At 60.8% G+C, this 12,606-nt stretch carries 9 protein-coding genes; 5 read left to right on the top strand and 4 right to left on the bottom strand.

All coding sequences use genetic code 11. The annotated features are described in order from the left end of the window. Positions 1–6: 6 nt before the first annotated feature. Positions 7–528 (bottom strand): DUF2059 domain-containing protein, encoded by a 522-nt coding sequence (locus PMI36_RS16395; protein WP_008071591.1) that lies wholly within the window; start codon positions 526–528, stop codon positions 7–9. 192 nt (positions 529–720) lie between these two features. Here PMI36_RS16395 and PMI36_RS16400 point away from each other — a divergent pair, with 192 nt between their 5' ends. Next, on the top strand, positions 721–2,115 hold the full coding sequence (locus PMI36_RS16400; RefSeq protein ID WP_032830366.1) for a class II fumarate hydratase: 1,395 nt from the start codon (positions 721–723) through the stop codon (positions 2,113–2,115). Between the two features lie 129 nt (positions 2,116–2,244). Here the strand turns inward: PMI36_RS16400 and PMI36_RS16405 are convergent, their stop codons facing one another. Continuing rightward, on the bottom strand, positions 2,245–3,207 hold the full coding sequence (locus PMI36_RS16405; RefSeq protein WP_008071586.1) for a DMT family transporter: 963 nt from the start codon (positions 3,205–3,207) through the stop codon (positions 2,245–2,247). A 201-nt stretch (positions 3,208–3,408) separates the two neighbouring features. Here PMI36_RS16405 and PMI36_RS16410 point away from each other — a divergent pair, with 201 nt between their 5' ends. Next, the gene (locus PMI36_RS16410; protein ID WP_008071584.1) at positions 3,409–3,603 is read left to right on the top strand and encodes a DUF6316 family protein; all 195 of its coding nucleotides are present in this window, start codon (positions 3,409–3,411) and stop codon (positions 3,601–3,603) included. Between the two features lie 127 nt (positions 3,604–3,730). On the opposite strand, the gene PMI36_RS16415 is transcribed toward PMI36_RS16410, so the two are convergent. Continuing rightward, entirely contained in the window at positions 3,731–4,915 is a 1,185-nt protein-coding gene (locus PMI36_RS16415) for a thiolase family protein (protein ID WP_008071575.1), read from the bottom strand. Positions 4,916–5,020: 105 nt separating this feature from the next. After that, positions 5,021–6,544 carry a polyphosphate:AMP phosphotransferase gene (gene pap, locus PMI36_RS16420; protein ID WP_008071572.1) on the bottom strand — a complete coding sequence of 508 codons (1,524 nt, stop codon included), beginning with the start codon at positions 6,542–6,544 and terminating at the stop codon, positions 5,021–5,023. Between the two features lie 323 nt (positions 6,545–6,867). Between pap and mnmC the strand changes: the two genes are divergently transcribed. The 3 genes from mnmC (at position 6,868) to ngg (ending at position 12,498) form a co-directional block, all read left to right on the top strand. Next, on the top strand, positions 6,868–8,850 hold the full coding sequence (mnmC, locus tag PMI36_RS16425; RefSeq protein ID WP_008071570.1) for a bifunctional tRNA (5-methylaminomethyl-2-thiouridine)(34)-methyltransferase MnmD/FAD-dependent 5-carboxymethylaminomethyl-2-thiouridine(34) oxidoreductase MnmC: 1,983 nt from the start codon (positions 6,868–6,870) through the stop codon (positions 8,848–8,850). 123 nt (positions 8,851–8,973) lie between these two features. Then, complete coding sequence (locus PMI36_RS16430) at positions 8,974–10,746, top strand: N-acetylglutaminylglutamine amidotransferase (RefSeq protein WP_008071569.1); 1,773 nt, start codon at positions 8,974–8,976, stop codon at positions 10,744–10,746. Between the two features lie 3 nt (positions 10,747–10,749). Beyond that, the gene (gene ngg, locus PMI36_RS16435) at positions 10,750–12,498 is read left to right on the top strand and encodes an N-acetylglutaminylglutamine synthetase (RefSeq protein WP_008071566.1); all 1,749 of its coding nucleotides are present in this window, start codon (positions 10,750–10,752) and stop codon (positions 12,496–12,498) included. Positions 12,499–12,606 lie beyond the last annotated feature (108 nt).

Raw genomic sequence — 12,606 nt, 5'->3', positions numbered from 1 at the left:
CTCCGCTTAAGGCTTTTTCTTGGCAGGAGCGGCGCCTTTAGGCTCCAGCTCGGCCGTCATGTCAGCCAGCAGTTTGTTGACCACAGGCACCGCGCTTTCCAGCTTGGCCTGGGTCATCTGGGCCGATTGCTGAGTCAGCTGCGGCATTTTTTCCAGGACTTTCTTGCCCAATGGAGACTGGTAGAACGCAACCAGATCCTTGAGCTCGGATTCGCTGAAATTGGTGGTGTAAAGCTTGACCATGTCCGGCTTCAGCTTGTTCCAGCCAATGGCTGCGTCCAGAGCGGCGTTGGCCTTGGCCTGGTAAGTTTCCAGCAGGGCTTTTTTCGATTCAGGGGCTTTGGTCTGTTCAAAGCGCTGAGCGAACATTTGCTGCACTTGCATGTACACCGGAGTGCCCAATTTGTCAGCGTGCGCCAGGGTCAGGAAAGCTTCGGCACTGGCGTTGTGGCTGGCGGTATCGGCAAAAACCTGGCCGCTGGCGCAAACCAGTGCAACCGCGGTACAGATGGCACGAAGACGAGTCATCGAGTTTCCTTTTCTAGCAGGCGAGGCAAAACCTCAAGGGCGTCCATTCTGCACCTAAAAAAGTGTGTCACTCAACCCCAAGCCTTGTCGCGCCTGATTTAGAGGGGTTGAACGGTCAAATTCCAGACTGATGGAACCACGGCCGGCGATCACGGCCTAAACTGCGCTATCAGACCTACAGGAGTGTGCATGATGAGCCGTATCGAAACCGACAGCCTGGGCCAGGTAGAAGTCCCGGATGACGCTTACTGGGGCGCTCAGACGCAACGCTCGCTGATCAACTTCGCCATCGGCAACGAGCGCATGCCGCTGGCCGTGCTGCACGCCCTGGCCCTGATCAAGAAAGCCGCGGCGCGCGTCAACGATCGCAATGGCGACCTGCCCGCCGACATCGCCCGGCTGATCGAACAGGCCGCCGACGAAGTACTCGACGGCGACCATGACGAGCAGTTCCCATTGGTGGTCTGGCAGACCGGCAGCGGTACCCAGAGCAACATGAACGTCAACGAAGTGATCGCCGGTCGCGCCAACGAACTGGCCGGCAACCCGCGCGGCGGCAAGACGCCGGTGCATCCCAACGATCACGTCAACCGTTCTCAGAGTTCCAACGATTGCTTCCCCACGGCCATGCACATCGCGACGGCTCAGGCGGTGCAGCAGCATTTGCTGCCGGCGATCAGCGAATTGTCGGGCGGGTTGGCGGAGTTGTCCGCGCGGCACATGAAACTGGTCAAGACCGGTCGTACGCATATGATGGACGCCACACCGATCACCTTCGGCCAGGAGCTCTCGGCGTTCATCGCGCAACTGGATTACGCCGAGCGGGCGATCCGAAGCGCGCTGCCGGCGGTCTGTGAACTGGCTCAGGGCGGCACTGCGGTCGGCACCGGATTGAACTCGCCCCACGGTTTTGGCGAAGCGATCGCTGCTGAACTGGCCGCCCTCTCCGGCCTGCCGTTCGTTACGGCCCCCAATAAATTTGCCGCTTTAGCTGGCCACGAGCCGCTGGTCACCCTTTCCGGCGCCCTGAAGACCCTTGCCGTGACCCTGATGAAAATCGCCAACGACCTGCGCCTGCTGGGCTCCGGGCCGCGAGCGGGGTTGGCCGAAGTGAAACTGCCGGCCAATGAGCCGGGCAGTTCGATCATGCCCGGCAAGGTCAACCCAACTCAGTGCGAAGCCCTGTCGATGCTGGCCTGTCAGGTATTGGGCAATGACGTTGCCATCGGTTTTGCCGCCAGTCAGGGCCATCTGCAATTGAACGTGTTCAAACCGGTGATCATCCATAACCTGCTGCAATCGATCCGCTTGCTGGGCGATGGCTGCAGTAACTTCCAGCGGCATTGCATCGCCGGGCTGGAACCGGATGCCGAGAAAATGGCCGAGCACCTGGAACAAGGCTTGATGCTGGTGACGGCACTGAACCCGCATATCGGCTACGACAAGTCGGCGGAGATTGCCAAGAAGGCTTACAGCGAGGGGTTGACCCTGCGTGAGGCGGCGTTGCAGCTGGGCTATCTGACAAATGAAGAGTTTGATGCGTGGGTGAGGCCGGAGGATATGTTGGAGGCTGGCAAGCAGGGGTGAGTCTGAAAGTGATTCAGTGCCTGACAGTCAGTCTTCGCGAGCAAGCCCGCTCCCACAGTGACCGAGTTCTCTCAGGGGAACGCGGTCGAATGTGGGAGCGGGCTTGCCCGCGAAGAACGATAACGCGGTCTACCGTGTGACTGCCATCCGCACCCGCCGGGCACGAAGCCCCGCCATCAACGATGGCCCCAACGCCACCAGCGCCGACCCGAGCACCACCAACACCGCCCCGCCATAACCCAGGCCGTTGATCTGCTCGGCGTGCACATACTCAGGCCATAACCACGCGGCCACGGCCACGGCGGCAAAGGTCACCAGCGGCGTGATCGCCAGCGTTGCGCTGACCCGCGAAGCTTCCCAATGGGCCAGGGCTTCGGCGAAGGCGCCATAAGCGATCAGGGTGTTCAAACAGCACGCCAGCAGCAGCCAGCCTTGCAGCGGGCTCAATTGCAGCGCCTCCAGCGGATGCACCCATGGCGTCAGCAACAGCGCGCAGAACAGGTAAATCACCATCATCACCTGCAACGAATTCCACACCGTGAGCAACTGCTTCTGGCCCAAGGCATAGAAGGTCCAGACCGTGGACGCCAACAGCACCATCAGCACACCCGCGGTGTAATCGGTCAGGGAAGTCAGCAGTTCACTCAAACGCTGATTGAAGAACAATGCAAAGCCGATCAGCAGCACCAACAGGCCAATCCCCTGCCCCACGCTGAACCGTTCCTTGAACACGAACAGACTGGCGATCAGCAACATGATCGGGCCCATCTGCACCACCAGCTGCGCGGTGCCGGGGCTGAGCAGGTTCAGGCCCATCAGGTACAGCACGTAGTTGCCGACCAGTCCGAGTACCGCCATCAACACCAGCCAGCCACCGCGCGGGCCGAGGACTTTGCTACTCGGCAGACGTTTGGTCGCCGCCAGATAAATGAACAGACAACCGCCGGACACCAGCAGCCGAAACCAGGTCACCGTCACCGGGTCCATCACCAGCAGCACTTGCTTGAGCTTGATCGGCAGGATTCCCCACAGCAACGCGGTCAGCAAGGCCAGGCACAGACCATAAACCCAGCGACCCGATGAAATATGCATGCTGACCCCGAAGCCGATTGGCGAAAACGGTCATTCTAGGCTCAGACGGGAGCGCGACACAGGGACAGTTGCCGACGGGCCGCGAATGAAACTGTGCAGGTCGCACCATAAAGTTGACGATATGCCGTCGATCAGCTGGCCAGGCGTGGCAAGTGGTTCATGCATAAGCTCATTGAAACCGTCACCCGCAGGAGATCGCCCATGTACGGCATGCGCGCCCAAGACAACGCCCCCGCCACCCACTTTCGTTGTGACCGGTTGTGTCGTGTGAATGGACAGCTGTATTTCACCACGCGGGAACAGACGCTGGAGGGGCCGTTTGAAGACCGGGAAGCAGCGGTGCGTGAGATTCAAGCGTATATCGAGCGGATGCAGTTCTTGTGTACGAGCCGGTAAACCGCGGCGCCTGTATTCGCGAGCAAGCCCGCTCCCACACTTGACCGAATTCCAAAGTTGGACGCGATCAAATGTGGGAGCGGGCTTGCTCGCGAAAGCGGTTGATCAGGCAACAAATCTTGCAGATTTAACGCACCGCCTCAAACAACCCCGTAGCCCCCATCCCGCCCCCCACGCACATGGTGACGATGCCGTAACGCAGGTTACGCCGCTGCAGCTCACGCACGATGTGCCCGACCTGACGCGAACCGGTCATGCCGAATGGATGGCCGATGGCAATCGAGCCGCCGTTGACGTTGTATTTGTCGTTGTCGATTTCCAGCCGATTGCGGCTGTACAGGCATTGCGAGGCGAACGCTTCGTTAAGTTCCCACAGATCAATGTCGGCAACCTGCAATCCCTTCGCCTTGAGCAACTTCGGCACCGAAAACACCGGGCCGATACCCATTTCGTCCGGCTGACACCCGGCCACGGCAAAACCGCGGAAGAAGGCTTTGGGCTTGAGCCCCAGCGCCAGGGCTTTTTCCAGGCTCATCACCAGGGTCATCGAAGCGCCGTCGGACAGCTGCGACGAGTTGCCGGCGGTCACCGAGCCATCCTCGGCAAACACCGGTTTCAACCCGGCCAGGCTTTGCAGCGTGGTGTCCGGGCGGTTGCAGTCATCGTGATCGACGATGCCGTCGAGAATCTGCACTTGACCGGTGGCCTTGTCTTCAACGCGATACTTTACCGCCATCGGCACGATCTCATCGTTGAACAACCCCGCGGCCTGCGCCAGGGCGGTACGTTGCTGGCTTTGCAGGGCGTACACATCCTGCTCTTGGCGGCTGACGTCGTAACGACGTGCGACGATTTCGGCGGTCTGGCCCATGGGGAAATAGATGCCCGGTACCTGCTCTTTCAGCAGCGGGTTGATCAGGTTGTCGGTGTTGACGCTTTTCATGGTCAGGCTGATCGACTCGACGCCACCAGCGACAATGATGTCGCTGCAGCCCGAAGCGATCTGATTGGCGGCAATGGCGATGGCCTGCAAGCCCGATGAACAGAAGCGGTTAAGGGTCATGCCAGCCGTGCCGATGCCCAGGTGCGATAGCACCGCGACGTTGCGGCCGATGTTGAAGCCCTGGGCGCCTTCGTTGGAGCCGGCGCCGACGATGCAATCCTCGACGCTGGCCGGGTCGACGTCATTGCGCGTGAGCAGCGCATTGACACAGTGGGCCGCCATGTCGTCCGGGCGGGTCATGTTGAACTTGCCGCGAAAGGATTTGGCCAGGCCGGTCCGTACGCTGTCGACGATCACCACTTCACGCATGGCATACACCTCATTGTTGTTGTCAGTCAGGAGTTGGACCGAGCATAAGTCCACCCTATGACTGACCGCGACAATCATTCACCCCGCGTATGCGTAGCCATCGGTTCAGGGCTTGCGTTTTCGCTGTTTCTTCTCGCGTTTGTCGGACTTTTCGAACGCCTCTTCCAGTGCCTGGTTAAGGGTGCGCAGAACCTTGACCCGCGCCCAGCGCTTGTCATTGGCTTCCACCAGGGTCCACGGTGATACCTCGGTGCTGGTGCGATCGACCATGTCGCCGACAGCGGTGCGGTAATCGTCCCACTTGTCGCGATTGCGCCAGTCGTCTTCGGTGATCTTGAAACGCTTGAAGGGGATTTCTTCACGCTCCTGGAAGCGCTTCAGTTGGGTCTGTTTGTCGATGGCCAGCCAGAACTTGACCACGATCACCCCGGCGTCGGCGATCTGCTCTTCGAAGTCGTTGATCTCACCGTAGGCGCGCAACCAATCCGCCTTGCTGCAATAGCCTTCGATGCGCTCCACCAGCACCCGGCCATACCAGGAACGGTCGAACACAGTGAATTTGCCCCGGGCCGGGATATGCCGCCAGAATCGCCAGAGATACGGCTGGGCCCGTTCTTCCTCGGTAGGCGCGGCGATCGGCACGATGTCGTACTGGCGCGGGTCGAGTGCCGCGGCCACCCGACGAATTGCCCCGCCCTTGCCTGCCGCGTCATTGCCTTCGAACAATGCAATCAACGCGTGGCGACGCATGCGCTTGTCGCGCATCAACCCGGAAAACCGTGCCTGTTCGGTAATCAGTTGTTCTTCGTAATCGTCCTTGTCCAGGCTCAGCGTCATGTCCAGGCTGTCGAGCAAATTCACCTGATCGACGCTGGGGAACAAGGGCGCGGCGCTGACTTTGTCCGGGTGAATCCTGGGTCTTTTCAGTGCACTTTGCAGGCCATCGAGCAGAATCTTGCCGACCGCCAGGCTTCTATAATTCGCGTCCACGCCTGCAATCACATGCCACGGCGCATAGTCGCGGCTGGTGCGGCGCAGCACCCGTTCGCCGTATTTGACGAATTTGTCGTAGGTCTGCGATTGCTGCCAGTCCAGCGGGCTGATGCGCCAACTGTGCAACGGGTCATCGGCCAGCGCCTTGAGCCGCGCTTTCATTTGTTTTTTGGAGAGATGAAACCAGAACTTGAAGATCAGCGCGCCTTCGTCGCACAGCATCTTCTCTAACCGCTCGGCCCCGTTGATGCTTTGATCGAGTCGCGGATCCTTGAACAAACCATGAACCCGTCCCTGCAGCATCTGGCTGTACCAGTTGCCGAAGAAAATCCCCATGCGGCCCTTGGCCGGGAGCATCCGCCAGTAGCGCCAGGCCGGCGGTCGCGCCAGTTCTTCGTCGGTCTGCTGGTCGAAGGTGCGGACCTCGATCGAGCGCGGGTCCATCCATTCATTGAGCAACTTGACGGTCTCGCCCTTGCCGGCCCCTTCGATGCCGTTGATCAAGATGATCACGGGAAAGCGCCGTTGCTGCCGAAGTTCGAACTGCGCTTCGAGCAAAGCTTCACGCAGGGCCGGCACTTCGGCGTCATAGGTTTCTTTGTCGATGGCATGACCGATTTCGGCGGATTCGAACATAAGGCAGCTCCTTCCAGGATTGAGCAAGACTAGCGGATTGACTACCCATATGTAGGACAAATCAATCTTTGAAGCGGATACAAACCCCTGTGGCGAGGGAGCTTGCTCCCGCTGGACGGCGAAGCCGTCCCGACATCGGCAACCCCGCACTCCAGTGGTACATAGGCAACCAGCTTGCGGCTGCTTCGCACCCGAGCGGGAGCAAGCTCCCTCGCCACAAAAGCGACGATTTTCCCTGACACAGCCAATGCGGCACTTGCCATGGATCAAGCACGGCCACGGCGATCGGCTAGAATGGCCACCTTGTCGTTGCCGAGCCTGCCATGAAACCTGTATTGCCCCACGCCCAGCTCGACTGGGACGACCAAGGTCGCCCGCGTTCGCGGGTGTTCGATGATGTGTATTTTTCCGACCAGTCGGGCCTTGAAGAAACCCGCTACGTGTTTCTGCAGCAAAACGATTTGCACGAGCGTTTCGCCGCATTGCCGGCAAGCGGTCGATTGGTGATTGGCGAAACCGGGTTCGGTACCGGGCTGAATTTTCTCTGTGCCTGGCAGTTGTTCGAACAGCACGCGGTGGCCGGTGCGCGACTGCATTTTGTCAGCGTCGAAAAGTACCCGCTGAGCGCTCCCGACCTGCAACGGGCCCTGGCCCTATGGCCGGAACTCAAGCCGTTTGCCGATCAATTGCTGGCGCAATACGTCGCGATCCATCAAGGCTTTCAGCGCCTGGTCCTGGACAACGGCCGCGTCACCCTGACCTTGCTGGTCGGCGATGCACTTGAGCAGTTGCCGCAACTGGATGCGCAAATCGACGCCTGGTTTCTCGACGGCTTCGCCCCGGCGAAAAACCCCGACATGTGGACCGCCGAATTGTTTGCCGAACTGGCACGCCTGGCGGCACCCGGCTCGACCATCAGCACCTTTACCAGCACCGGATGGGTGCGCCGTTTGCTGAATGCGGCGGGTTTCAAGATGAAGCGCACGCCGGGCATCGGCCATAAATGGGAAATTCTGCGGGGCACGTTCCTCGGTTGGCCCGAAGAGGCCGCTAAACCGACCTCGGCAAAACCATGGTTCGCTCGCCCACAGCCGCTGACCGGCGAACGCCGCGCCCTGGTGATCGGTGCCGGGCTGGCCGGTTGCGCCAGTGCCGCCAGCCTGGCCGCGCGGGGTTGGCGAGTGAGCCTGCTGGACCGCCACGAAGCACTGGCGCAGGAAGCCTCGGGCAATCCTCAGGGCGTGCTGTACCTCAAGCTTTCTGCTCACGGCACGGCGTTGTCGCAATTGATCGTCAGCGGTTTTGGTTACACCCGACGTCTGCTGGAACAACTGCAGCGTGGCGTCGACTGGGACGATTGCGGCGTCTTGCAACTGGCCTTCAATGCCAAGGAAGCCGAGCGTCAGGCGCAATTGGCAACGGCCTTTTCACCGAGCCTGGTGCATCTGCTCGATCAACCCCAGGCCCAGGCCCGGGCCGGCATCGAATTGGCGCACGGCGGCTTGTTCTACCCTGAAGGCGGCTGGGTTCATCCGCCTGCGTTGTGCCAGAGGCAGGCGTCCTCAACGAACATCCAGTGGCTGCCCCATCGCGACGTGCTGGAACTGCGCAAGGTCGATGATCAGTGGCAGGCCTGGGACGGCGATACATTGCTGGCCAGTGCGCCCGTGGTGATTCTGGCCGGCGCCGCCGAGATCAAGCGTTTTCCACACAGCGCCGACTTGCCCCTCAAACGCATTCGCGGCCAGATTACCCGACTGGCGCAAACCCCTGAAAGCCAGAGCCTGGCGACCGTCGTCTGCGCCGAAGGCTATGTGGCGCCCGCACGCCAGGGTGAACACACACTCGGCGCCAGCTTCGATTTCAAAAGCGATGAGCTGACCCCGACCGTCGCCGAACACCTCGGCAACCTGGCATTGCTCGAGGAAATCTCCACTGATCTGGTCGCCCGTCTGCATGTGCAAGACCTGGACCCGCAGCAACTGGAAGGACGCGCGGCATTCCGCTGTACCAGCCCCGACTACCTGCCGATCGTCGGACCGTTGGCCAACCAGGCTGCCTTCGCCGACGCCTATGCCGCACTGAGCAAAGATGCCCGGCAAGTGCCCGATGTTCCCTGCCCATGGCTCGAGGGGTTTTACGTCAACAGCGGTCACGGTTCTCGCGGTTTGATCACCGCGCCGTTGTCTGGCGAGCTATTGACCGCATGGCTTGAAAACGAGCCCCTGCCCTTGCCCAGAACCGTGGCCGAGGCCTGCCATCCCAATCGTTTTGCCTTACGCCAATTGATCCGCGGAAAAGCCTGACCCACAGCCTTATAACTTATCGGTCTAAAACTCCAGGGGTCCAGCTGGGTCAGTTTCCGGGTACCCGCCGTTTTTGGCGAGGTATCGATTGACCCTCCCCAACGGAAAAACCGGTAAGGACTTATGTGCGGATTAGCTGGAGAATTACGTTTCGACCATCAACCTGCGGACCTCGCAGCCATTGAACGAATCACCCATCACCTGGCCCCTCGTGGCCCTGATGCGTGGGGCTTCCACAGCCAGGGGCCGATTGCCCTCGGCCATCGGCGCCTGAAAATCATGGACCTGTCGGACGGCTCAGCCCAGCCGATGATCGACAACCAACTGGGCCTGTCCCTGGCCTTCAACGGCGCGATCTACAACTTCCCGGAACTGCGCACTGAGCTTGAAAGCCTCGGTTACGCCTTCTATTCCGGCGGCGACACCGAAGTGCTGCTCAAGGGTTATCACGCCTGGGGCGAAGCCCTGTTGCCCAAACTCAATGGCATGTTCGCCTTCGCCATTTGGGAGCGCGATGCCAAGCGCCTGTTCATCGCCCGCGACCGTCTCGGCGTGAAGCCGTTGTATCTCTCGCGCACCGGTCAACGCCTGCGCTTTGCCTCGGCCCTGCCAGCATTGCTCAAGGGTGGCGACATCAACCCGATTCTCGATCCGGTGGCGCTCAATCATTATCTGAACTTCCATGCAGTGGTCCCGGCCCCGCGCACCTTGCTGGCGGGCATCGAGAAACTGCCCCCGGCGAGTTGGATGCGCATCGACGCGGACGGCACCACCGAGCAGAAAACCTGGTGGACCTTGCCATACGGCCCACATGCCGATGAGATGAACCTGACCCTCGAAGACTGGCGCGACCGCGTGCTCGACAGCACCCGTGATGCGGTGGCGATCCGTCAACGGGCGGCGGTGGACGTTGGCGTGTTGCTTTCCGGCGGCGTCGATTCAAGTCTGTTGGTGGGCCTGTTGCGCGAAGTCGGGGTCGAAGACTTGTCGACCTTTTCCATCGGCTTCCAGGATGCCGGCGGCGAGCGTGGTGACGAGTTCCAGTATTCGGACCTGATCGCCAAGCACTACGGCACACACCATCACCAATTGCGCATCGACGAAAAAGAGATCATCGAGCAACTGCCCGCGGCGTTCCGCGCCATGAGCGAACCGATGGTCAGCCATGACTGTATCGCGTTCTATCTGCTATCTCGCGAAGTGGCCAAGCACTGCAAGGTGGTGCAAAGCGGTCAGGGCGCAGACGAGTTGTTCGCCGGGTATCACTGGTATCCGCAGGTGGACGGTGCGAGCGATCCGTACGCGGCCTATCGCGATGCGTTTTTCGACCGCAGCTATACCGACTACGCCGCCACGGTGCAGCCGAAATGGCTGACGGCCAACGACGCGGCCGGCGACTTCGTGAAGGAACATTTCGCACAGCCCGGTGCCGACGCAGCCGTAGACAAAGCCCTGCGTCTGGACAGCACCGTGATGCTGGTGGATGACCCGGTCAAGCGGGTCGACAACATGACCATGGCCTGGGGCCTGGAAGCGCGTACGCCCTTTCTCGACTATCGCCTGGTGGAATTGTCGGCGCGGGTGCCGGGCAAATTCAAGCTGCCGGATGGCGGTAAGCAAGTCTTGAAAGAAGCGGCGCGGCTGGTCATTCCCAGTGAAGTGATCGACCGCAAAAAGGGTTACTTCCCGGTCCCTGGCCTCAAGCATTTGCAGGGTGACACGCTGAACTGGGTGCGTGAACTGCTGCTCGATCCGAGTCAGGATCGTGGTCTGTTCAACCCCGCCATGCTCGACCGCCTGCTGACCGATCCACAAGGTCAACTGACCCCGTTGCGCGGCTCCAAGCTGTGGCAATTGGCAGCCCTGAACCTGTGGCTCAGTGAACAAGGAATCTGATCGATGAAACCTCACGCCACGGCTTATAGCCAACGCTTGTTGCGCGGTCAGACGCCCTCTTATGAGCGCCTGCAGGCGCGCCTGGCCGAAGACGGCAGTGAATTGGGCGCCGCGCCAATCGCGGTGCATTGCGGTTGGGGCCGGCTGCTGATCGGCCATACCTTTCCCGATGCGGCGAGCCTTGCCCAAGAGTTGCTCAATGAGCAGCCCGGTGAGCGGGACATCGCCTTGTACGTTGCCGCGCCCCAGCAAGTGTTAGGGCTGGAGCCGGCGCAACTGTTTCTTGACCCCTCCGACACCTTGCGCCTGTGGTTCAGCGATTACCGCCAAGCCACCCGGGTGTTTCGCGGCTTTCGCATCCGTCGGGCGCAAAGCGAGACGGACTGGCAGGCTGTCAATCAGCTGTATCAGGCACGCGGCATGCTGCCCATTGATGCGAGCTTGCTGACACCTCATCCCCAGGGCGGCCCGGTTTACTGGCTGGCCGAAGACGAGGACAGCGGCGCGATCATCGGCAGCGTCATGGGCCTGAATCATCACAAGGCGTTCAACGATCCGGAAAACGGCAGCAGCCTGTGGTGCCTGGCGGTCGATCCACAGTGTTCCCGCCCAGGCGTCGGTGAAGTGCTGGTGCGGCACTTGATCGAACACTTCATGAGCCGTGGCCTGAGTTACCTGGACCTGTCTGTGCTGCACAACAACCGTCAGGCGAAAAGTCTTTACGCCAAGCTCGGTTTTCGCAACTTGTCGACCTTCGCCATCAAGCGCAAAAACGGCATCAACCAGCCGTTGTTTCTCGGCCCCGGCCCCGAAGCCGAGTTCAATCCGTATGCGCGGATCATCGTCGAGGAGGCTCATCGGCGCGGCATTGAGGTGCAGGTGGATGACGCGCAAGCGGGTCTGTTTACCTTGATTCACGGCAGTCGCCGGGTGCGTTGCCGCGAATCCCTGAGCGATCTGACCAGCGCCATCAGCATGACGTTGTGCCAGGACAAAAGCCTGACCCACAAGGTGCTGAAAAACGCCGGTCTTAAACTGCCCGCCCAACAACTGGCGGGGAGCGCGGACGACAACCTGGCGTTTCTCGACGAGCACCAACGGGTGGTGGTCAAACCGCTGGACGGTGAACAGGGCCAAGGGGTGGCGGTGGATTTACGCACCCTCGAAGAGGTCCAGCAAGCCATCGAAAACGCCCGCACCTTCGACAGTCGGGTGCTGCTGGAAAGCTTCCATGAAGGCCTCGACTTGCGGATTCTGGTGATCGGTTTCGAAGTGGTCGCAGCCGCCATTCGCCGGCCGGCGGAAGTGGTGGGCGATGGTCAGCACTCCATCGGCGCGCTGATCGAAGCCCAGAGCCGTCGCCGTCAGGCGGCGACCAGCGGCGAAAGCAAAATTCCGCAGGACCATGAGACCCAGCGCACGTTGCAGGCTGCGGGTTACGACTACAGCAGCATTCTGCCGGCCGGTGAGCATCTGTTCGTACGGCGCACGGCGAATCTTCATACCGGCGGCATTCTTGAGGACGTCACGGCGATTCTGCATCCGACCTTGGTGGATGCGGCGGTGCGTGCAGCGCGGGCGCTGGATATTCCAATGGTCGGGCTCGACCTGATGGTGCCGGCCGCCGACCAGCCGGAGTACATGTTTATCGAAGCCAATGAACGCGCCGGGCTGGCCAACCATGAACCGCAGCCGACGGCGGAGCGGTTTGTGGATTTGTTGTTTGCGCATAGTCAGCCGGCGGTCCCTTAGTTATGGAGTGCCCGGACTGACGCCTTCGCGAGCAAGCCCGCTCCCACATTTGACCGCGTTCCCCTGTGGGAGCGGGCTTGCTCCCACATTTGACCGCGTTCCCCTGTG

Source organism: Pseudomonas sp. GM79 (genome assembly GCF_000282495.1).
Classification (GTDB): Bacteria; Pseudomonadota; Gammaproteobacteria; order Pseudomonadales; family Pseudomonadaceae; genus Aquipseudomonas.
The sequence above is the reverse complement of the archived record's forward strand: the minus strand, read 5'-3'. Positions and strand labels throughout refer to the sequence as shown.

Coding starts and splice junctions, on each gene's coding strand:
- mnmC (WP_008071570.1), top strand. CDS start 6,868: ATGAAACCTGTATTGCCCCACGCCCAGCTCGACTGGGACGACCAAGGT.
- PMI36_RS16430 (WP_008071569.1), top strand. CDS start 8,974: ATGTGCGGATTAGCTGGAGAATTACGTTTCGACCATCAACCTGCGGAC.
- PMI36_RS16410 (WP_008071584.1), top strand. CDS start 3,409: ATGTACGGCATGCGCGCCCAAGACAACGCCCCCGCCACCCACTTTCGT.
- PMI36_RS16405 (WP_008071586.1), bottom strand. CDS start 3,207: ATGCATATTTCATCGGGTCGCTGGGTTTATGGTCTGTGCCTGGCCTTG.
- PMI36_RS16395 (WP_008071591.1), bottom strand. CDS start 528: ATGACTCGTCTTCGTGCCATCTGTACCGCGGTTGCACTGGTTTGCGCC.
- ngg (WP_008071566.1), top strand. CDS start 10,750: ATGAAACCTCACGCCACGGCTTATAGCCAACGCTTGTTGCGCGGTCAG.
- PMI36_RS16415 (WP_008071575.1), bottom strand. CDS start 4,915: ATGCGTGAAGTGGTGATCGTCGACAGCGTACGGACCGGCCTGGCCAAA.
- PMI36_RS16400 (WP_032830366.1), top strand. CDS start 721: ATGAGCCGTATCGAAACCGACAGCCTGGGCCAGGTAGAAGTCCCGGAT.
- pap (WP_008071572.1), bottom strand. CDS start 6,544: ATGTTCGAATCCGCCGAAATCGGTCATGCCATCGACAAAGAAACCTAT.